The sequence below is a fragment of the Bradyrhizobium sp. genome (assembly GCF_035935975.1).
GTDB lineage: Bacteria > Pseudomonadota > Alphaproteobacteria > Rhizobiales > Xanthobacteraceae > Bradyrhizobium.
Window position 1 is genome coordinate 182,635 of record NZ_DASYWN010000046.1, and the last position, 19,945, is coordinate 202,579.

General features: G+C 64.1%; 17 protein-coding genes. 5 read left to right on the plus strand and 12 right to left on the minus strand.

What is annotated here, in order from left to right:
* Window positions 1-51: 51 nt before the first annotated feature.
* Window positions 52-1,671: an amidase family protein gene (locus VGR99_RS28965; protein ID WP_326903370.1), complete on the plus strand. Its 1,620-nt coding sequence runs from the start codon at window positions 52-54 to the stop codon at window positions 1,669-1,671.
* Window positions 1,672-1,699: 28 nt separating this feature from the next.
* Here VGR99_RS28965 and VGR99_RS28970 read toward each other — a convergent pair whose 3' ends face one another.
* Both VGR99_RS28970 and VGR99_RS28975 read right to left on the minus strand, forming a co-directional pair.
* A complete protein-coding gene (locus VGR99_RS28970) occupies window positions 1,700-2,020 on the minus strand; it encodes a hypothetical protein (protein ID WP_326903371.1) in 321 nt (106 codons plus the stop codon).
* Between the two features lie 39 nt (window positions 2,021-2,059).
* Complete coding sequence (locus VGR99_RS28975) at window positions 2,060-3,586, minus strand: FAD-dependent monooxygenase (RefSeq protein ID WP_326903372.1); 1,527 nt, start codon at window positions 3,584-3,586, stop codon at window positions 2,060-2,062.
* 301 nt (window positions 3,587-3,887) lie between these two features.
* On the opposite strand from VGR99_RS28975, the gene VGR99_RS28980 reads away from it, so the two are divergent.
* Window positions 3,888-4,577: an aspartate/glutamate racemase family protein gene (locus tag VGR99_RS28980; RefSeq protein WP_326903373.1), complete on the plus strand. Its 690-nt coding sequence runs from the start codon at window positions 3,888-3,890 to the stop codon at window positions 4,575-4,577.
* 239 nt (window positions 4,578-4,816) lie between these two features.
* Window positions 4,817-5,770: a prolyl aminopeptidase gene (gene pip / locus VGR99_RS28985; RefSeq protein WP_326903374.1), complete on the plus strand. Its 954-nt coding sequence runs from the start codon at window positions 4,817-4,819 to the stop codon at window positions 5,768-5,770.
* 88 nt (window positions 5,771-5,858) lie between these two features.
* Here pip and VGR99_RS28990 read toward each other — a convergent pair whose 3' ends face one another.
* The 5 genes from VGR99_RS28990 to lepA form a co-directional block, all read right to left on the minus strand.
* A complete protein-coding gene (locus VGR99_RS28990) occupies window positions 5,859-7,598 on the minus strand; it encodes an adenylate/guanylate cyclase domain-containing protein (RefSeq protein WP_326903375.1) in 1,740 nt (579 codons plus the stop codon).
* 340 nt (window positions 7,599-7,938) lie between these two features.
* The gene (locus VGR99_RS28995; RefSeq protein ID WP_326903376.1) at window positions 7,939-9,162 is read right to left on the minus strand and encodes an MFS transporter; all 1,224 of its coding nucleotides are present in this window, start codon (window positions 9,160-9,162) and stop codon (window positions 7,939-7,941) included.
* Between the two features lie 313 nt (window positions 9,163-9,475).
* Window positions 9,476-10,174 carry a YafY family protein gene (locus VGR99_RS29000; RefSeq protein ID WP_326903377.1) on the minus strand — a complete coding sequence of 233 codons (699 nt, stop codon included), beginning with the start codon at window positions 10,172-10,174 and terminating at the stop codon, window positions 9,476-9,478.
* 283 nt (window positions 10,175-10,457) lie between these two features.
* Window positions 10,458-10,838, minus strand: a complete 381-nt coding sequence (locus VGR99_RS29005; protein WP_326903378.1) for a nuclear transport factor 2 family protein — start codon at window positions 10,836-10,838, stop codon at window positions 10,458-10,460.
* 335 nt (window positions 10,839-11,173) lie between these two features.
* Entirely contained in the window at window positions 11,174-12,985 is a 1,812-nt protein-coding gene (gene lepA / locus VGR99_RS29010) for a translation elongation factor 4 (protein ID WP_326903379.1), read from the minus strand.
* A 114-nt stretch (window positions 12,986-13,099) separates the two neighbouring features.
* Here lepA and VGR99_RS29015 point away from each other — a divergent pair, with 114 nt between their 5' ends.
* Window positions 13,100-14,725: a glycosyltransferase family 39 protein gene (locus VGR99_RS29015; protein WP_326903380.1), complete on the plus strand. Its 1,626-nt coding sequence runs from the start codon at window positions 13,100-13,102 to the stop codon at window positions 14,723-14,725.
* A gap of 118 nt (window positions 14,726-14,843) precedes the next feature.
* On the opposite strand, the gene VGR99_RS29020 is transcribed toward VGR99_RS29015, so the two are convergent.
* The 5 genes from VGR99_RS29020 to VGR99_RS29040 all read right to left on the minus strand — a co-directional run bounded on the left by VGR99_RS29020 (window position 14,844) and on the right by VGR99_RS29040 (window position 18,907).
* Window positions 14,844-15,161, minus strand: coding sequence for an HPr family phosphocarrier protein (locus VGR99_RS29020; RefSeq protein ID WP_326903381.1), 318 nt, complete (start codon window positions 15,159-15,161; stop codon window positions 14,844-14,846).
* Entirely contained in the window at window positions 15,158-15,559 is a 402-nt protein-coding gene (locus VGR99_RS29025) for a PTS sugar transporter subunit IIA (RefSeq protein ID WP_007597752.1), read from the minus strand. Before VGR99_RS29025 ends, VGR99_RS29020 begins: the two co-directional genes overlap by 4 nt.
* 208 nt (window positions 15,560-15,767) lie before the next feature.
* Window positions 15,768-16,217, minus strand: coding sequence for an HPr kinase/phosphatase C-terminal domain-containing protein (locus VGR99_RS29030; protein ID WP_326903382.1), 450 nt, complete (start codon window positions 16,215-16,217; stop codon window positions 15,768-15,770).
* Entirely contained in the window at window positions 16,214-18,004 is a 1,791-nt protein-coding gene (locus tag VGR99_RS29035) for a sensor histidine kinase (protein WP_326903383.1), read from the minus strand. Before VGR99_RS29035 ends, VGR99_RS29030 begins: the two co-directional genes overlap by 4 nt.
* A 201-nt stretch (window positions 18,005-18,205) precedes the next feature.
* Window positions 18,206-18,907: a response regulator transcription factor gene (locus VGR99_RS29040; protein ID WP_025032555.1), complete on the minus strand. Its 702-nt coding sequence runs from the start codon at window positions 18,905-18,907 to the stop codon at window positions 18,206-18,208.
* A 240-nt stretch (window positions 18,908-19,147) separates the two neighbouring features.
* Here VGR99_RS29040 and VGR99_RS29045 point away from each other — a divergent pair, with 240 nt between their 5' ends.
* The gene (locus tag VGR99_RS29045; RefSeq protein WP_326903384.1) at window positions 19,148-19,885 is read left to right on the plus strand and encodes a HugZ family protein; all 738 of its coding nucleotides are present in this window, start codon (window positions 19,148-19,150) and stop codon (window positions 19,883-19,885) included.
* Window positions 19,886-19,945: the final 60 nt, after the last annotated feature.

Here is a 19,945-nt window from a genome sequence, read left to right on the forward strand (position 1 = left end):
TAATGCTACCGTTTGTAGCATATTTGCAGGAAGCGGTCCAAGAGGCGCCTCATGACGAAGCCATCCCGCCGCGATGCTCGCCCCGCCGCGACGACCGGGCTGAAGCCCGAGGACGCCTCCATGAGCGACATCGTCGATGCGCTGGCGAGCGGGCATGTCACCGCCACGGCGCTGACCAAGGCCTATCTCGCGCGCATCGAGGCCTACGACCGCAACGGACCGATGCTCAACTCCGTGCGGGCGCTCAATCCCGACGCGCTGGAGATCGCCGGCAAGCTCGACGGCACCAGGCCGTCGGCCAAGCGGCCGCTGGCCGGCGTGCCGATCCTGCTGAAGGACAACATCGCCACTTCCGACAAGCAGCCGACCACGGCGGGCTCGCTGGCGCTGGAGGGCGCGCGCGCGAGGCGCGACGCCACGGTCGTCAAGCTGCTGCGAAAGGCCGGCGCGGTGATCCTCGGCAAGGCAAACCTGACCGAGTTCGCCAACTTCATCGCGGTCGAGATGCCTGCGGGCTATTCCTCGCTGGGCGGCCAGGTGAAGAACCCCTATGCACCGGCCTTGATGGACGACCATGGTCGTCCGGTCGTGACTCCCGGCGGCTCGAGCTCCGGCTCGGCGGTCGCGGTGGCCGCAGGCCTCTGCGGGGCCTCGATCGGCACCGAGACCTCGGGCTCGCTGCTGTTTCCCGCCAGCCAGAACGGGCTCGTGACGGTCAAGCCGACCGTCGGGCTGATCAGCCGCGCCGGCATCATTCCGCTCGCGCACAGCCAGGATACGGCGGGGCCGATGACGCGCACGGTGCGCGACGCAGCGATGCTCCTCAACGTCCTGGCCGCGGAGGATCCTCGCGATCCCGCCACGGACCGGCAGAGGCGGCCGCCCGATTACACCGCCGGCCTCACGCCGGGTGCGATGAAGGGCGCGCGCATCGGCGTGCCGAGCGATCCCGCCGATCCCCTGAACGATCCTTATTACGGCAAGCTGCCACAGGCTTCAGTGAAGCTGATGACGGACGCAATCGAGGTGTTGAAGGATCTCGGCGCCGTGATCGTGCGCGCCGGCATGCCGACGGCTGGCTGGATCGGCGGGCCGGGCACCGGCATGCCCGTGCTCAACCGCAATCCGCTGAGCCCCAACAAGGGCAATCCGACCGGTTCGCCGCTCGTCTTCATCTACGAGCTGAAGCACGATCTCGATCTCTATCTGAGGGATTGGGCGACCAACACCGATATCAAGTCCATCGCCGACATCGTCGCCTTCAACGCGGCGAACGCCGACAGGGCGCTGCGTTTTGGACAGGACCTGTTCCTCGCCGCCAATGCGACGAGGGGCGACCTGAGCGAGCGCGAGTACAAATCGGCGCGCGCCATGGACCTGCTCGCCGCCAGGACGCGCGGGATGGACGCCTACATGAACGGGCACAAGCTCGATGCCGTGCTGTTCCCGGGCAGCGGAGGCTGGGTGATGCCGGCGAAGGCGGGCTATCCCAGCGTCACGGTGCCCGGCGGCTTCGTGTCCGAGGTCGACGGCAAGGAGACGCCTGCGCATCCGTTCGGCGTCACCTTCACGGGCCGGGCCTGGAGCGAGCACAAGCTGCTGCGTCTCGCCTACGCCTACGAGCAGGCGTCCAACATGCGCAAGCCGCCGCCCGGCGTGCCCGCGCTTTAGATGTCGGGATTCTTTCCCCGCGGATGCTTCACCCGTTCGGAAACCACCACCCGAATATCACGATGGCGGCGCACGACACGAGGCAGATGACCTGGTGGCCCATCTCCATCCAGTACCGGACCGGTGCGGTGTCCCTCTGAAAGACCTGCCGCGACCAGTCCAGCAGCCAGGCCACGACATCAGGGTTGAAAGCCCTGATTTTCCGCTCGGTATAGCCATCCCGCAGCATGCGGCCGCAATCGACGCACAGGTAGATCGCGACTAATCGGGCGACGACCTCGTACAGGAAGAACCGCATCCACACACCCGTTTCACAGGTCGCGCATCGATCGGCGGGATGCACGATCATGCATCGGCCTGACTTTGTGTGACCGGCGTTGCGGTTGGTTCAATCGCGGGGTTCACCGAACCATCGCACCACAGCTTGTGCCGCTGCATCAGGATCAGGAATCCCCTCGCTGACCCAAGCCACGATGCCGTCGGGGCGGACGAGCAGGGCGGTCAGGCCCAACCGGTCCTTCGCGTTGCTTGCGACATGCACGATCCGCCCTCGCCAGCGGCGCGCAAGCGCTTCGAGCGATGACCGGGCATCGAAATCCAGCAGCAGCCCTTGTCCTGTCCTGAGCAGTTCTGCGGGTCGTGTCCCGTCGTCGAGCGCGAAGTCGGGCGCGCTGCGGCCGACCAGCGGATGGGGATCGCCGAGATCGGTGCGCAGCGAGACGCCCCAGACGCGCTCGGCGAAATAGGTGGCGCCGTCGCGCGTCTCGATGAGATCGCGGATGATCGCCTCGAGCGCACGCGAGCTCCTGCTCGGACGCATCAGCGCGACCTGGGCGCGCGACCAGTCGAGGATCTGTGCGCCCACCGGCTGCCGCTCGGCCGCATAGGTGTCGAGCAGGCCGGCCGGCGCGTCGCCGCGAATGGTCGCGGCGAGCTTCCAGCCGAGGTTCATCGCATCGCCGAGGCCGAGGTTCAGGCCCTGGCCGCCCAGCGGCGAATGGATATGCGCGGCATCGCCCGCCAGCAACACGCGGCCGTTGCGATAACATGTCGCCTGACAGGCGCGGTCGGTCCAGGTGGTGGCGAGCGCAAGCGCGGTCACCGTCACATCGAGACCCGAGACCTTGCGCAGCACCGCCTCGATCTGGCCGCGGTCCGGCTCGGTGCGGTGGGCGGCACCGCCGTCGAAATCCACCATCGCGATCGTGCCTGGTGCCGCATAGGTGTACATGCCCTGTGCCGTGTAATGGCGGCCGGGCGCGAGCGCGATCGGATCGGCCAGCTCGACCTGCGCGGAATAGCCGGTGAATTCCGGATCGGTGCCGGCGAAGTCGAAACCAGCCGCCTTCCGCACAGTGCTGCGTCCGCCGTCGCAGCCGACCAGCCAGCGGCCCCGCGCCATTCCATCAGTCGTAACAATGGTGACGCCGTCATCCGATTGCGTGAGCGCCTCGACGCCGCAGCCGCGCCTGATCTCGACGCCAAGCGCTTCGGCGCGCAAGGCAAACACCGCCTCGATGCTCGCCATGTCGGCCGCGATGCTGCCGATAGGGCCGGGCAGGCGCCAGGGCCATTGCGTGCTGTCGATCCGGTCGTGGAAGAACTGGATGCCGGCGAAATGACCGCCCGTGCGGCGCTGATGCGCCATCCAGTGCGCGCCCGCCGGCGTGTCGCGGCCGGCGGCGCGGCGCGTGAGATCGTCCAGCGGGTCGCGGCGATCCAGGCTCTCGATGGCCGGCACCGAAAGTCCGCGCAGCCCGAACGGCAGGCCCTTGAGTGGCGAATGCGGATCTTGCGCCTTTTCGAGCACCAGCACCGAACAGCCCGCAAGCCTGAGCTCGCAGGCCAGGAACAGGCCGACCGGACCTGCGCCGGCAATAATGACGTCATAGGGGATCGTGTCGGGATTCTGCATGACTGGCTCCGTTGTCGAGATTCGACTGTCGATGTTCGACCGGAGCGTTTCCCGAACCCGAGACCTCACGGACGAACGAGGGATCGCCTGACCGGCGACCGTTGTTCGTCGTGGGGATCTCGGGCACGAGGCCAAAGACCAGAGCTTTCGTTACCGAAAGGACTTGGGCTTACCAGACCAAGTCTGCCTTTTCCGACATTGGCCATTTAGCGTTGGAGCTCGCTTTCGTCAACGTGCCGTGATGGCGAGCTTCCACATCTTCGTCTACGATCCGATCGCGCAATTCGTCGGAGATGCTGGAATGCAAACGATTGGCCTGATCGGCGGCATGAGCTGGGAGAGCACCGCGCTCTACTACAAGCTCATCAACGAGCGCGTCCGCGACCGCATGGGCAAGCTGCATTCGGCGCCGCTGCTGATGTATTCCTACGACTTTCAGGACATCAAGGAGATGCAATACGCCGGCCGCTGGCAGGACGCCGCAAGCAGCCTGGCGGAGGTCGCGAGTCGTCTCGAAAGCGCCGGCGCCCGCGCGATCGTGCTGTGCACGAACACCATGCACAAGCTGGCGCCCGACATCGTGGCGAACTTGAGCATTCCCTTCATCCACATCGGCGACGCGACGGCGCAGCGCATCCGGTCCAAGGGCTACCGGCGCGTCGGGCTGCTCGGCACCAAATTCACGATGGAAGAAGATTTCTACATCGATCGCCTGCGCGCCCATGACCTCGACGTCCTGGTTCCGCCCGAAGGCGCGCGGGCTGACGTCAACCGCATCATCTATGACGAGCTGTGCCTCGGCATCGTCTCGGCCCCCTCGCGCCGCCGCTATCAGGAGGTGATGGCCGCGCTCGTCGCCGCAGGCGCGGAGTGCATCATCCTCGGCTGCACCGAGATCACGATGCTGGTCGGTGCTGCCGATACGTCGGTCGAGACCTTCGACACGACGGCGATCCACGCGGAGGCGGCGGCCGATTTCGCGATCGGCTGATGATGATGCAGCTCGTAGGATGGGTAGAGCGGAGCGAAACCCATCAGACGTCGTCCCCACAATCAGGTCGAGCCGGCAGAGCTGACGAATGTCACCTTGGTTGAGGCGATGGGTTTCGCTTCGCTCTACCCATCCTACGGGCTGACGTCGATATGGGCCAATAGATGCCTTTGCCCGCTGTCTTCCGATAGGATAGCAAGGCCGCCCAAACTCCCTCCGACCTGACGCGAGAGCAAGCGATGGCTCAGTTCCAACCCATCGAGCCATATCAGCACGGATTGCTGGATGTGGGGGACGGCCACCGGATCTACTGGGAATGTTGCGGCAATCCTGCGGGCAAGCCCGCGCTCTTCCTGCATGGCGGCCCGGGCTCCGGTTGCTCGATCGGTCAAAGACGATTTTTCGATCCCGGCATCTACAAGGCTGTGCTGTTCGATCAGCGCGGCTCCGGTCGCAGCCTTCCGCTCGCGAGCGAACCGGGCGCGAATCTTTCGAGCAACACCACCCACCATCTCGTCGCCGACATCGAGAAGCTGCGCGATCTGCTCGGTGTCGAAAGCTGGGTCATCCTGGGCCTGTCCTGGGGCACCACGCTCGGCCTTGCCTACGCCCAGGCTCATCCGCGGCGCGTGAAAGCGATGGTGCTTGGATTTGTGACCACGACGTCGCGTGACGAGGTCCGGTGGATCACCCATGATGTCGGACGCATCTTTCCGAGGGAATGGCAGCGCTTTTGCGACGCCGTTCCGCCGCATCTGCGGAGCATGCCGCTCGTCGATGCCTACGCCATCATGCTTGCTGACGCCGACGAGACGGTTCGCGATGCCGCCGCGCGGGCATGGTGCGCGTGGGAAGACGCGCATGTTTCGTTGACGCCGGGACATCAGCCCAATCCACGATTTGACGATGCGGAGTTTCGGCTGCGATTTACCCTGCTGGTCACGCACTATTGGCGCCACGCAGCGTTTCTCGAGGAAAGCCAGTTGATCCGCGACGCATCGAGGCTGAACGGAATTCCCGGCGCCCTGATCCACGGCCGCTTCGACGTCGGTTCACCGTTGTCCACGGCCTGGCAGCTGCACAGGCAATGGACCACCAGCAGGCTCCATATTCTCGACGACGCCGGCCATGGCGGCGGCGATCAGTTCATGCCGTTGGTGATCAGAACCCTGGACGAGTTCGGGAAGCTGTAGGCGTGCGCGCCGCGGACTTATCGTCCGGGCCCGGGCGGCAATTGGCCAGAAGCCAACGAGTCCGGGAGCAATGCGAACGATGCGAAGGTCATTCCGGCAACCCAGCCTTGCGAAGGGCGTCTGTCAGATGTTTGCGATCCTTTGAAAGCCTGTATAGCTCCTTTGGCACAAAGCGGGAAATCGAGAACTCTGGCATGAGTCGAAGGACTTCCGCGGCATGATGATGTGATCGGCTAATATTGCCGGTCAAAGCATAGCAACCCGCCAAGTGTGCTGGCCGCCAAAATCTCGTGCTTGGGTAACGAGTGAAAGCCGCGATGGCGTTCTCATATCGATGTGTCATGAAGTACGCCCTGCCCACCGGTCCCCAATACCATTTCGGAGCAAAGAAGGGGTCGATAATTTTCGCTTCCTTGAAGTGCTCCAGGCACTTTGCGGGATCTCCGAGACGGAGGTAAAGGTCGCCCAGATTCGCTCGGACCGTAGGGTTGTTCGGATTCAGCGCGAGCGCCCTCGCATAATAGTGCTCAGCAAGATCGTATGAACGGTGATGCATGTGCACCCAACCCAAAGCTGCCAAACACACTTCCTGGCCATCATCGAGTTCGACGGCTCTCTTGGCCAGCGCTATGGCCTGGTCCAACGCAGCGTCGGATGATCCACTCATGTCCAAGTACCATTCGCGGCAGAACGCAAACGCCAGCAGCGCATAAGGTTTTGCGTACTCTGGATCCAGTTCGATGGCGCGCTTGAGCAAACAGCGTACTTCGGCCTCGTTGGCGGGATCGTACACGGACAAGGCATCGCCGCGCAGCATACATTCATATGCGGCTAGGCTGGCGGGCGGCTTGCGCTTGGCACGATCAACACGGTCGGCCTGCAGCCGCCCTACGAGGGTGCCCACGATGGTCCGAACGACCTGATCTTGGACATCGAACAACTCTTCCAAGGGCCTATCAAATCGATCCGCCCATATATGGTGACCCGACGACGCGTCGATGAGCTGGGCGGTGATGCGAATGCGGTTTCCAAGCCGTCGGACGCTACCTTCCAAGACATATTGGATGCCTAGTTCTCGGCCGACGCGACTGACATCGACATTTGGCCCGCGAAATTGAAACGAGGAATTGCGTGCCAGCACGCGCAATTGTCGGAAGCGCGACAGCTCGATGATGATGTCATCGCTGATACCGTCACCGAAATATTGTTGGTCTTCGCCACTGCTCATGTTGTCAAAGGGCAATACGGCGACCGAAGGCTTGTCGCTCGCGGTCCGATCTACCGCCATTGCCACCGATGGCGTGCCACTGACGCGATAGGCATGCACAGGCTCGGCTATGTTCTTCAGGATATGAGCGCCGATATCGTCGAATCCAATCTTGACCTTGTTCCTGACGTAGTCATGGGTGGTGCTGGAGACTACGATGCCGCCCGGCTCGGCGAGGGTTTCGAGGCGCACCGCGATGTTGACCCCGTCGCCAAAGATATCATCATCTCCGATGATGATATCACCGACGTGAATGCCGATGCGAAACGCGACCCGCCTGTCCTGCGGCACATTGATAGTGTGCTTCGCCATGCCGTGTTGGATTTCGTCAGCACATCGCACGGCGTCGACCGGGCTTGCGAACTCAACAAGGGCGCCGTCTCCGGTATTCTTGACGATACGTCCGTGATGCTCCGAGATTTTGGGATCGAAAAGCGTCCTTCTCAGAGATTTCAGCTGCGCCAGCGTGCCTTCTTCGTCGATCCCAAATAAGCGGCAAGAGCCCACGACGTCCGCCGCCAGAATAGCCGCCAATCGCCGCTCAACGTTCTCGCTGCTCAAGATGCACCCCCGGGGCCTCGGGGAAATTGAATGCCTGTATTATAGCAACTGCGCCAATGTCTGGCTATGCGCGCCGGATGCTTCGGCGCCCCGCTAAGCTGACTTCAGTGAGGGACGCGCCGCTTCGCTGAAGGGACCAATTTCAGATCGTAGCCGCGAAACGATGCGCTGATATCCGGCTGCAATTCACGGATGTCCGATCTTCCCCAAACAATAGGAATTTGGTCATGGCGAATAGTGGAACGACCCGCTGTCGCATGCTTCGCGATGTCGCAGTCGCGCCCCCGCGGCGCAATCGGTGCCGCTCGCGCGCAATCAACGTGAAAGACCTTCGTCTTGGTCAGCGGGCCGCAGCGCGGCCAAGGTCGAGCGGTTGCCTGCGTTTGGTCGGGAAACTCAGCGCCACCGCGACGGCGGCAAGCCCGATCGCGAAGGAACCGGCGTGCAGCCAGGTGTATTGCTGGAAATTGTCGAACACGAGCCCGCCGGCCCAGGGTCCGAGCGCCATGCCGAGGCTGGCAAAGGCCGACACCGCGCCGAACACGGTGCCCATGATGCGCGCGCCGAAGAACTCGCGGACCAGCACCGCATAGAGCGGCATCACGCCGCCATAGGCGAGGCCGAACACGACCGAGAGCGCGTAGAACTCGCCGAGCTGGGCGACCGCAAGATAGGTCGCAATGCACATCGCCTGCACGAACAGGCCGCCGACCAGCACCGGCTTTGCGCCGATGCGATCGGCGAGGGTGCCGAGCAGCAGACGCCCGCCGAGGCCCGAGACGCCGGCGACGCTGTAGACCGTCACTGCCGTGAGCGGGGCGATGCCGCACACCATCGCATAGGACACCATGTGGAAGATCGGACCGGAATGCGCGGCGCAGCAGGCGAAATGCGCCGCTGCGAGCGCGACGAATTGCGGCGTGCGCAGCGCCTGCGCCGCGGTCAGCTCGACGTCCGGTGCGGCGTCTGCAGCGGTGGCGGCCGTCGCGGCCGGCGCCGGACGCACCAGGAAGCAGGCCGGGATCAGCAGCGCCCATGCAGCACAGCCGATCACCAGCATCGCGGTGCGCCAGTCATAGGCCGTGATCAGCCAGCTTGCGGTCGGCGCGATCGTCACCGGCGACACGCCCATGCCGGCGGAGACCAGCGCCACCGCAAGGCTGCGGTTCTTCTCGATCCAGGCGCTCGCGAGCGCCATCATCGGCGCATAGAAGCTGCCGGCGGCAATCCCGATCAGCACGCCGAAAAAGAGCTGGAATTGCCACAGGCTCGTCGCCTGGCTCGCGGTGACGAGACCGAGCCCGAGCAGAATGCTTCCCGCGAGGACCACGATACGCGTGCCGAAGCGGTCCGACAGCGTGCCCCACAGGAACGCGGCAAATCCCATGCAGAGGAAATCCAGCGTCGCGGCGGCCGACACGCCGGCGCGCGACCATCCCATCGCTTCCGAGATCGGCTGCAGGAACACCGCAAGCGACAGCATCGTGCCGAACCCGACACAGGTCATCAGCGCGCCCGCGGCGACAATGACCCAGCCATAGTCGAAGCCTGACGGCTTGCTCATGCGTTTCCTCGCGCTCTTGATTTTATTGATGCTGCGCGCGCGGATGGTGGCCCATCTGCCGATGAAGGGCAAGGTGACCTGCCATGCGCGATCCCGTGAGTGGTGTCGGCTTTTGTGAGATGAGCGGACCAGGACGGCAGCCCGTAGGATGGGTAGAGCGAAGAGAAACCGATCAAACGTCATTCTGACGATCGAATCGAGCCGACAAGAAGGACCAGGTGCCGCTGGTCGGGACGATGGTCTTCGCGAGAGCTCAGCCCATCCCGCGAAACTGGGCTTTGTCGTCGTAAGCGTCGTCGAACCCGGTCGCCAGTCAGTCCACAGTTTTGCGGCGATCCGCGTCGACTTGGCTGCGCCATTGCTTGACGAGGTCACGCCGGCGACCGGGATAGCGTTCCGGCTTGAGCTTGATCTTCTCGATCCGATCCGTCCGGAACGAGCGAAAGTCTTTCCTCATTTCGCACCAGCCGGCAAGGACGCGCCGGGAATCGAAAAATGCGACGCCGATCGGCCAGATGGTCCGTGTGGTTTTCGCGCCCTTCGGATCGCGATACACGATGGAAAGCTTGTGCTGGTCGCGCATGGCCTGGCGTACAATGCGGAGATCGACGACCTCAGGCTGTTTCGGTCTGCGCCCCACATGAAAGGCATTGTCGTCGATCTTGTGTTGCAGCTCCGACGGGAGCACAGCGCCGATTTTTGCGAGCGCATTACGCGCTGCCAGCGCGAACTCTTCATCAGTCTGGCGGGAAACCCATTGGGCACCGAGTGCGAGAGCCTGGATTTCCTGTTCGGAGAACATCAGGGGAGGAAGGAGAAAGCCAGGCTGCAGGACATAGCCGAAGCCGGGCTCGCCGTCGATTTGCGCGCCGAATGCCTGCAAGTCGGCGATGTCGCGATAAATCGTGCGCAACGACACGCCCGCCTCGGCAGCAAGATTTTTGCCCGACACCGGATGACGGTGCCGCCGCAAGATTTGCATGAGGTCGAATAGCCGTTGGCTCTTGGACATACCGCAAGTCTAACACACATCCTGCCAAAAATTGGCGGCAGGGCACGGGCGGCACGGCCTTGAATGGTCGTGCCGCTTCGATGGCCCAGACGGCGATTCTCACATCGCGACCAGCGCCTTGCCGGCGAGCTTGCGCCCGTTTCGAGCACGGCAATGAGCGGGATCGCATCGTCCAGGCGCGCGGTTTCAGCGATCGGCAAACGAAGTTTCGAAAGCTTCGAGCTTCATCGTTTCGGGGCCGCCGTAACTGCAATATTGAATCCGCGTCATGATCGATCGCGCCTCAATGCGGTTGGGCCGCCGCCATGTAGGCAGAGAAGGGAGATGCGTCGTAGATCACTTCGGTCGACGCGATCTTGCCATTCCTCACCGTGAGGAGTTCCGCGACGATGGCGTTCGCAACGGGATGGGTGTCCGCGTTGTAAACGACGACAGCCTGCTCAGCGTCGCCGTAGGTGGCGAGGATCGTCACCTTCTTGACCATGCGGGCGAACCCGTCGTGGAACGCGCGAAACTTCTGGGTCCCTGTAATCCGCCCGATTGGCGAAGTGCAGACAACGTCGTCCGCCGTGACGGAGATGATCGTATCGACATTCCTGTGGGCGATGGCCTCGACATAGGTCTTGGCGATTTGCAGTGCCTTGCCGCTGGGCTGAGTAGTCATGAGTTTCCTTTCAGTGATTGGTGCGCTGAAGGGAAACTAGTGCAGGGTAGTGACAGATTCTGGCAGTAGGAAATCGGCGCGGCCGAAACACCCAATCGGCGCGGCCGTCGAGTGTTTTTCAGGTTGCTTCAATGGGATTGGGCTGGCCGATCACACACGCCGCGATGATGGCATTATGCCCCTGTTTTGCCCGACGGGTCAAGGGTGATTCCGAAAATCAGAAAAACCCAATGCCGCCAAGGGGGCGGCTACTGTGCATGGGGTTGTTTTCGCGTTTTTTGTTTGCCGGCCCCGATATCCGGGCCGGACCCTGCCTCGTGGCGCGGGAAGTCGCCTCAGCTATCCACCTTCAGCGCGGCAATGAAGGCTTCCTGCGGGATGTCGACCTTGCCGAACTGCCGCATCTTCTTCTTGCCTTCCTTCTGCTTCTCCAGAAGCTTGCGCTTGCGCGTGATGTCGCCGCCGTAGCACTTTGCGGTGACGTCCTTGCGCAGCGCGCGCACGGTTTCGCGCGCGATCACCTTGCCGCCGATCGCCGCCTGGATCGGGATCTGGAACATGTGCGGCGGGATCAGCTCCTTCATCTTCTCGACCATGGCGCGGCCGCGGCCTTCGGCGCGGGTGCGGTGGACCAGCATCGAGAGCGCATCGACCGGCTCGGCGTTGACCAGGATCTGCATCTTGACGAGGTCGGCCGGCTTGTAGTCGGTGAGATGATAGTCGAACGAGGCGTAGCCCTTGGAGACCGACTTCAGGCGGTCGTAGAAGTCGAACACCACTTCGTTGAGCGGCAGATCGTATTTCACCATCGCGCGGGCGCCGACATAGGTCAGCTCCTTCTGCGAGCCGCGGCGGTCCTGGCACAGCTTCAGCACGCTGCCGAGATATTCGTCCGGCGTGAGGATCGTCGCTTCGATCCAGGGTTCCTGGATTTCCTCGATCTTCACCACGTCGGGCATGTCGACGGGATTGTGGATCTCGAGCTCGGTGCCGTCGGTGAGCTTCATCTTGTAGATGACGCTCGGCGCGGTCGCGATCAGGTTGAGATCGAACTCGCGCGACAGCCGCTCCTGGATGATCTCGAGGTGCAAGAGGCCAAGGAAGCCGCAGCGGAAGCCGAAGCCGAGCGCGGCCGAAGTTTCCATCTCGAAGGAGAAGCTGGCGTCGTTGAGGCGCAGCTTGCCCATCGCGGCGCGCAGCGTTTCGAAGTCGTCGGCGTCGACGGGGAACAGGCCGCAGAACACCACGGGGATCGCCGGCTTGAAGCCCGGCAGCATCTCCGTGACCGGCTTCCTGTCGTCGGTGATGGTGTCGCCGACGCGGGTGTCGGCGACTTCCTTGATCGCGGCGGTGATGAAGCCGATCTCGCCGGGGCCGAGCTCCTCGACCTGCTGCATCTTCGGCGTGAAGAAGCCGACGCGTTCGACGTCATAGGCGGCACCCGTGCCCATCATGCGCACGCGGCTGCCCTTCTTCATCACGCCGTCGACGACGCGGATCAGCACGACGACGCCGAGATAGACGTCGTACCAGCTGTCGACCAGCAGCGCCTTCAGGGTCGCGTCGCGGTCGCCCTTCGGCGGCGGCAGGCGGGTGACGATGGCTTCCAGCACGTCGGGAATGCCAAGGCCGGTCTTGGCCGAGATCATCACCGCGTCGGAGGCGTCGATGCCGATGACGTCCTCGATCTGCTGCTTGACCTTCTCGGGCTCGGCCGCGGGAAGATCGACCTTGTTCAGGACCGGGACGATCTCGTGATTGTTGTCGAGCGCCTGGTAGACGTTGGCGAGCGTCTGCGCCTCGACGCCCTGGCTGGCGTCCACCACCAGCAGGGAACCCTCGCAGGCCGCCAGCGACCGCGAAACCTCGTAGGCGAAGTCGACATGGCCGGGCGTGTCCATCAGGTTGAACACGTAATCCTTGCCGTCCTTGGCGCGGTACTGCAGGCGCACCGTCTGCGCCTTGATCGTGATGCCGCGCTCGCGCTCGATGTCCATGGAATCGAGCACCTGCTCCTTGCCCGCCATTTCGCGGTCGGAGAGGCCGCCGGTCATCTGGATCAGACGGTCGGCCAGCGTCGATTTGCCATGGTCGATATGGGCGACGATGGAGAAGTTGCGGATGTTGGAAATGGGGACGGTCGTCATGGGCGCGGGATACCACTCGCGTCCCCGTGCGGCAACCATATTACTGTATTTTCAGGGCCTTTGTTCACGCCAAGCTGATTCCACGCAGCCCCAAAACGCGCTAGGCAACGGTCCATGTCGACCACCTCGATGCCATCTGCCAGAGCGCGGGCGAAGACCCGCTTGAGTTACAACCGCTTCCGGGCGTGGCTGGTCGCCTGCGCGATCCGCCCGGAGGCGCGGCTCTGGCTGGTGATCCAGCTCGCCATCCTGCATGCGGTGCTCTGGACCTTCATCCTGATCAATCTCAAGGCGGCGCAGGACGTTCACATGGACGTCGCAGAAGCCTATGGCTGGGGCCAGCAATTCCTGTGGGGTTACGGCAAGCACCCGCCGCTGTCGGGCTGGGTCGCAGGCGTCTGGTTCAAGGTGTTCCCGGCGGCGGACTGGGCGACCTATGCGCTGGCAATGGCGACCGTCGGCGTCGGCATGGTGATCTGCTGGCTGCTGGCGCTGCGCGTGGTGGATGCACGGCGCGCGTTCCTCGTCGTGGTGATGATCGCGCTCTATCCGATCTTCAATTTCAAGGGGTTCAAGTACAACGCGGACCTGCTGCAGCTCGTCACGCTGCCGTTGCTCGTGCTCGCCTATCTCAACGCCTTCGAGAAGCGGAGCTGGCAATCCGGCATCTGGTTCGGGCTCGCCGGCGCGCTGGCGCTGATGACCAAATATTGGGTGCTGACCATGATCGGCGCCATCGGCCTTGCCGCGCTGATCCATCCCGACCGGATGCGCTTCCTGCTGTCGCCGGCGCCATGGGTGGCGATCGCGACGATGGTGGTGGCGATGATCCCGCACATCGTCTGGCTTGCGGATGCGCATTTCGTGCCGCTGACCTATGCCGGCGACACCTACAGCATCGAGGATGCGGGCCGCGTGCATCAGCTCGTGGCCGGCTACGCCCTGCATAATTTCGCGCTGCTGGCATTGCCCGTGGCGCTCGCCGCGCTCGCGATGACGCTGGTGCCGCCGTGGTTCACGCTGCTGCTACGTGCGCCGTTGCGGATCGTCACGCGGGCCTGGGCGCGCGGCGCCAATCCTGGTGTCAATGTTGCGCAGGCGCTGAATGTCTGGATCATCCAGATCATCGTCGCGGTCGGCCCGCCGCTCGGCGCGGTTCTCTTCAGCATCTACATGAAGACCGATTGGGGCATCTCGCTGTTCTTCCTGGTGCCGCTCGCGCTGGTCGCGATCCCCGTGCTGCGGGTGCAGAGCGCGGTGCTGTGCAACATCGCCGCGATCTGGCTCGTGCTGAGTGTCGCCACGCTCGCAGCCTCGCCCTGGATCGCCGCGCGCGAGATGGCCGCCAATGCCGGCAACACGGCCACCTACGGCGCGCGCTCGGATCTGGCGCGCGAGCTGACGCAGGCCTGGCACGCGCGCTTCGCCTCGCGCTGGGCGGTCGTCGCCGGCACGATGGAGTCGATCCAGCCGCTGGTGTTCTACAGCCCGGATCATCCGGCCGCGCTGCTGCCGATCGAAGCCTGGGATTCCGGGCTGACCTCGCGCGAGGACGCCAAGAAGTACGGCTTCATCGGCGTGTTCGACCCGACCGACGGCCGCCTGCCGGCGTTCGAGAAATGGGTGTCGGAGACCGCGCCCAACGCCGAGCGCATCGTGATGACGACGCGCCGCTTCACCCACGGCAAGGCCGGCCCGTCGATGAGCTGGAACATCTACATCGCGCCGCCGGAGAAGTGACCGAAGGTCATTCCGGGGCGATGCGCAGCATCGAACTATGGTGCGCACTTGCGCACCTGAGAATCTCGAGATTCCGGGTCTGGTGCTGTCGCACCATCCCGGAATGACGGTGAGGGTTTTAAATCCCTTCCTCGTTGAACTTGCTTTCAACGAGCTCGGTAATCGCCGCGAGCGCGGCGTCCGCTTCGGCGCCTGAAGCCGCGACGGTGATCGTCGTTCCCGGTCCCGCCGCGAGCATCATCAGGCCCATGATCGAGGTGCCGCCGACGGTCTCGCCGCCGCGCGTCACCCACACCTGCGCGTTGAAGCGCTCGACCGCCTGGACGAACTTCGCCGAGGCGCGGGCGTGCAGGCCGCGCTTGTTGATGATCAGGAGCTCCTTGGAGATCGCGCCCGCGGGCACGCCAGTCCCCGCTTGTGGCGCGTCGTCGCTCATTTGCCGGCGAGCACCCGGCTGGCGATGGTGACGTATTTGCGGCCGGCTTCCTGGGCCATCGCGATCGCGTCCGGCAGCGGACGCTCCTCGCGCACCTTGGCGAGCTTCACCAGCATGGGCAGGTTGATGCCCGCGAGCACTTCGACCTTGGGCCGGCTCATGCAGGAGATCGCAAGGTTGGACGGCGTGCCGCCGAACATGTCGGTGAGGATCGCAACGCCATCGCCGGAATCGACGCGGTTAACCGCCTCGATGATGTCGCTTCGGCACAGATCGGAATCATCTTCGGCGCCGATCGTAATCGCTTCGATTTGCTTTTGTGGGCCCATGACATGCTCAAGCGCTGCCTTGAATTCGTCGGCAAGGCGCCCGTGGGTCACAAGTACTAGACCAATCATCGGAAAACTCCTCGCGGGCGCTTTTGGTGCACCGCACGAACGCGCCACTTTGACCATCCAGAGCCCCTGCGCAAGAGGGGATGTTGCGTATCTCCCTGAATCTAGACGGATGGATGAGGGGAAATGCGCCGGTCTACTCGGCCGCGATAGTGGGGTTCATATGGTTACCATTTCCCTTCAAACAATCGCCTGACGGATTAGCAGAAGGTTAACTCTTGGTAGTGGTCAAGAGCGCGACAACCAAAGGGAGGGGCGAATAGTCGCGGCCGACGGGGATTCGAGGTATTTCGACACCTAAAATGCTTGTTTTCAGGGATTCCGCCGCCGGCAGCCGTTCCGCGTCCGCGGCGTCCAGATCGACAACGAGACCGACGGTCGCATGCCCCACGAAGTCGCAACGGCGAATCCCGAGGCCGCGGATCTCGATCAGGCCGGCCAGGCGAGGTGCGGGGCGCACCTCGATTTCATTGCCGAGTGTCGCCAGATGGACACGGTCATCACCGACCAGAACGGCTCTTTCGACCACCCCGGCGCGCCCCGCCATGATCAAATCGAAGGCAAGGCGCGACTTGCCGGAGCCTGAGGGACCGCGGATCAGCACCGCCACATCACCGACCTTGACCGCGGAGGCGTGCACGCTGGGCTCGCCGTCGCTCATAGCGCCGGCAGCCGCACCACGAAGCGCGCGCCGGCAACGGTCGGGACGCCCTCGTCGTCGGGCGGGCCAGCGCGGTTCTCCGCCCAGATGCGCCCGCCATGGGCATCGACGATCTGCTTGGAGATCGACAGCCCCAGCCCCGAGTTCTGGCCGAAGCCCTGATGCGGACGGTCGGTGTAGAAGCGCTCGAAGATGCGATCCAGCGCATCATCGCGAATGCCGGGGCCGTCGTCGTCGACCACGATCTCGATCTCGCTGCGCACACGGCGGCAAACCAGGCGCACCTTGCTGCCGGGTTCGGAGAAGGATTGCGCGTTGGAGAGCAGGTTCGAGACCACCTGTCCGAGCCGTGAATCGTGGCCGGTGACGGCGAACGTATCGGTCGCCCCGCGGCCCTCGAAGCGCGCCTCGACCGCGACGTCATGGCCGAGCTTGGTCTCGTTCGCGACCGAGACCAGCGTGCCCAGCAGGCGGCGCAGATCAACCGGCATTGCGTCCTGCCGCTGCAATTCGGCATCGAGCCGACTGGCGTCGGAGATGTCGGAGATCAGGCGGTCGAGCCGCTTGACGTCGTGCTCGATCACCTCGAGCAGGCGCGCGCGGCTGTTCTCGTTGCGCGCCAGCGGCATCGTCTCGACCGCGGAGCGCAGCGAGGTCAGCGGATTCTTCAGCTCGTGGGCGACGTCGGCGGCGAACATCTCGATCGCCTCGATGCGGCTGTAGAGCGCATTGGTCATGTCGCGCAGCGCGCCGGACAGATGCCCGATCTCGTCGCGGCGGCGGGTGAAGTCAGGAATCTCGACGCGGGTCTTGATGCGGCGGCGGACGCGCTCGGCGCTGTCGGCGAGCCGGCGCACGGGACCGGCGATCGTGCTCGCCAGCAGCAGCGACAGCATGATCATGACCGCGGCGGCGACGCCGCCGACCTTCAGGATGGCGAGGCGCTCCGCGGTCACCATCTGGTCGATCTCGTCGCCCTGGGTCGACAGCATCAGCGCGCCGTGGATGGCGCGGGAGCGCAGCACGGGGACTGCGACGGAGACGATCACCTCGCCGCGTGAATTGACCCGCACCATCGAGCGCTTTTGTCCCTGCAGCGCATCGCCGACCTCCGCATAGCCGTTGCCGTTCTCGCGCCCGAGCTCGCGATAGAGCGGCAGGTCGCCGCGGTTCAGCCAGGTGCGCACCGCGACCATGCCGCGCTCGACGAGGCCCGGCTGCAGCGACGGCGGCGGCAGCGGGAAGCTCAGCACGTTCTCGAGGTCGCGGCTGTCGAGCAGCAGCGTGCCGTTGGGATCGAAGATGCGCGCGCGGGTCTTGGTCGGCGAGATCAGCGTGCGCAGCACCGGCGCGACGCGCTCCGGATTGATCGGGAAATCGAGCGAATCGTCGGTGCCGCCATAGCTGTCCCCGGTCTTGAGGTCGAGCAGGCGGTCGGGGTCGATGGTGATGGCGTTGGTCTGCACGGTCGCCGAGGCGGCGATCGCGCCGGCGATGATTTCGGCCTGCACCAGGAGGCTCTGCGCGCGCGCGTCGATCAGGCCGGCGCGGAACTGCGACAGGTACAGGATGCTCGCGACCAGCGCGACGAGGCCGGCGAGGTTGAGCGAGACGATGCGGCGGGTCAGGCTCGAGAACGACAGCGCGAAGAAGAACTGCCCGGCGCGCTTCAGCCAGCCCAGCGGCCGCCAGCCTTGCTTGACGGGCTTGTCCTCATGATCCGATGCGCCGCGGGAATCATGGTCCTCGGCGTTCGAACTCGGATCAGGCTGCGTTCGGTCAAGCAATGCTTATGCCCGCGTTAGGACAGCTCGTGCGACGGTCCTCGCATCCTAGAGCATGATCCGGAAAAGTGTGCAGCGGTTTTCCGAAGAGATCGTGCCCAAACTATAATCCAAAGCGCGACGACGGTCGCGCTTTGGAACGATCCCGGTCCCTCTCGAACGAGAACCGGCGATGCTCTCGACTTTTGTGAGCGGGCCCCCCGCTCAGGCTTCCTTGAAGCGGTAGCCGACGCCGTACAGCGTCTCGATCATCTCGAACTCGTTGTCGACCACCTTGAACTTCTTGCGCAGCCGCTTGATGTGGCTGTCGATGGTACGGTCGTCGACATAGACCTGGTCGTCATAGGCGGCGTCCATCAGCGCGTTGCGGCTCTTCACCACACCGGGCCGGGTCGCCAGCGCCTGCAGGATCAGGAATTCGGTGACGGTCAGCGTCACCGGTTCGTTCTTCCAGGTGCAGGTATGCCGCTCCGGATCCATGCGCAGCAGGCCGCGATCGAGCGCCTTGGCATCGTTCTCCTTCGGCACGACGGTCGGGTCCTTCGGCGCCGAGCGGCGCAGCACGGCCTTGACGCGCTCGACAAGCAGGCGCTGCGAGAACGGTTTGCGGATGAAGTCGTCGGCGCCCATCTTGAGGCCGAACAGCTCGTCGATCTCCTCGTCCTTGGAGGTCAGGAAGATCACCGGCAGGTCGGACTTCTGCCTGAGGCGGCGCAGCGTCTCCATGCCGTCCATGCGCGGCATCTTGATGTCGAGGATGGCGAGATCGGGCTGGGTCGTGCGGAAGCCGTCAAGCGCGGAGGCGCCGTCGGTGTAGGTCATGATGCGATAGCCTTCGGCTTCCAGCGCGATCGAGACGGATGTGAGAATGTTGCGGTCGTCGTCGACCAAAGCGATTGTGGGCATGAGCCTCTGCTTTCTGCTTTCCGTTTGGGTCGTGGCTTAAACGGCGAGCAATCCAGTGATGCGCCGCATACATGGGTGCCAAAGTTGGCATTCGAACCTTGTCACCGAGCAATGCAAGCTGGGCTGAAGTGTGACCAAGTTCCACGAAACACGGCAGATTCGCCGTATGTCGACCCATAACCGGACACCCGTTTACCCGAAAAAAGACCCTCCTTGCAACCACCTGAGCCGAGAAAGCCAATGCAACCGACCCCCGATTTCGCCCCCGAGAAGCTCGCCAAATCGCTGCTGCGGCGGTCGCGGCAGGGGGCTCTCGCAACATTGATGGCCGGGAGCGGCGATCCCTATTGTTCCCTGGTCAATCTGGCCAGCCACCCCGACGGCTCGCCGATCCTGCTGATCTCGGGCCTGGCCGTGCACACCAAAAATATCGTGGCAGACAGCCGGGTTTCGCTGATGCTGGACGAGCGCGCCGCGGGCGATCCCCTGGAGGGGTCCCGGATCATGCTGTCCGGACGGGCCGAGGCGGCCGGTGTGGACGACAAAGAGCTCCTCCAGCGACGGTATCTCAATGCCCATCCGTCGGCGGAAGCCTTTGTTTCATTTAAGGATTTCTCGTTCTTCCGGATCCGCCCCACGGGGACCCATCTGGTCGCGGGCTTCGGCCGAATCGTTGATCTGACGCCGGAGCAATTCCTGACAGACCTTACCGGCGCCGACGACCTGCTGGCGGCGGAGGAGGGGGCGGTCGAGCACATGAACGCCGACCACCGCGACGCCATGGGCCTTTACGCAACCAAGCTGCTTGGTGCGGCGGCCGGTGACTGGCGCTGCACCGGCTGTGACCCCGAAGGCCTCGACATGCAGGAGGGCCAGACGGCGCTACGGCTGGAATTTCCGGAGCGGGTCACGAACGGCACGGCGTTGCGCAAGATGCTGGTCCGCCTCGCTGGTGAAGCACGCACAAAGGTGGACTAGCGCGCAACCGTTTGAACGCTGCCGCCCATCGCCGCGACCCAAGACCGTATCGGTTTTTTG

What these genes read in the sequence shown, in the direction of transcription:
- VGR99_RS28965 (WP_326903370.1), top strand. Translation starts at nt 52, where the DNA reads ATGACGAAGCCATCCCGCCGCGATGCTCGCCCCGCCGCGACGACCGGG.
- VGR99_RS28970 (WP_326903371.1), bottom strand. Translation starts at nt 2,020, where the DNA reads ATGATCGTGCATCCCGCCGATCGATGCGCGACCTGTGAAACGGGTGTG.
- VGR99_RS28975 (WP_326903372.1), bottom strand. Translation starts at nt 3,586, where the DNA reads ATGCAGAATCCCGACACGATCCCCTATGACGTCATTATTGCCGGCGCA.
- VGR99_RS28980 (WP_326903373.1), top strand. Translation starts at nt 3,888, where the DNA reads ATGCAAACGATTGGCCTGATCGGCGGCATGAGCTGGGAGAGCACCGCG.
- pip (WP_326903374.1), top strand. Translation starts at nt 4,817, where the DNA reads ATGGCTCAGTTCCAACCCATCGAGCCATATCAGCACGGATTGCTGGAT.
- VGR99_RS28995 (WP_326903376.1), bottom strand. Translation starts at nt 9,162, where the DNA reads ATGAGCAAGCCGTCAGGCTTCGACTATGGCTGGGTCATTGTCGCCGCG.
- VGR99_RS29000 (WP_326903377.1), bottom strand. Translation starts at nt 10,174, where the DNA reads ATGTCCAAGAGCCAACGGCTATTCGACCTCATGCAAATCTTGCGGCGG.
- VGR99_RS29005 (WP_326903378.1), bottom strand. Translation starts at nt 10,838, where the DNA reads ATGACTACTCAGCCCAGCGGCAAGGCACTGCAAATCGCCAAGACCTAT.
- lepA (WP_326903379.1), bottom strand. Translation starts at nt 12,985, where the DNA reads ATGACGACCGTCCCCATTTCCAACATCCGCAACTTCTCCATCGTCGCC.
- VGR99_RS29015 (WP_326903380.1), top strand. Translation starts at nt 13,100, where the DNA reads ATGTCGACCACCTCGATGCCATCTGCCAGAGCGCGGGCGAAGACCCGC.
- VGR99_RS29020 (WP_326903381.1), bottom strand. Translation starts at nt 15,161, where the DNA reads ATGAGCGACGACGCGCCACAAGCGGGGACTGGCGTGCCCGCGGGCGCG.
- VGR99_RS29025 (WP_007597752.1), bottom strand. Translation starts at nt 15,559, where the DNA reads ATGATTGGTCTAGTACTTGTGACCCACGGGCGCCTTGCCGACGAATTC.
- VGR99_RS29030 (WP_326903382.1), bottom strand. Translation starts at nt 16,217, where the DNA reads ATGAGCGACGGCGAGCCCAGCGTGCACGCCTCCGCGGTCAAGGTCGGT.
- VGR99_RS29040 (WP_025032555.1), bottom strand. Translation starts at nt 18,907, where the DNA reads ATGCCCACAATCGCTTTGGTCGACGACGACCGCAACATTCTCACATCC.
- VGR99_RS29045 (WP_326903384.1), top strand. Translation starts at nt 19,148, where the DNA reads ATGCAACCGACCCCCGATTTCGCCCCCGAGAAGCTCGCCAAATCGCTG.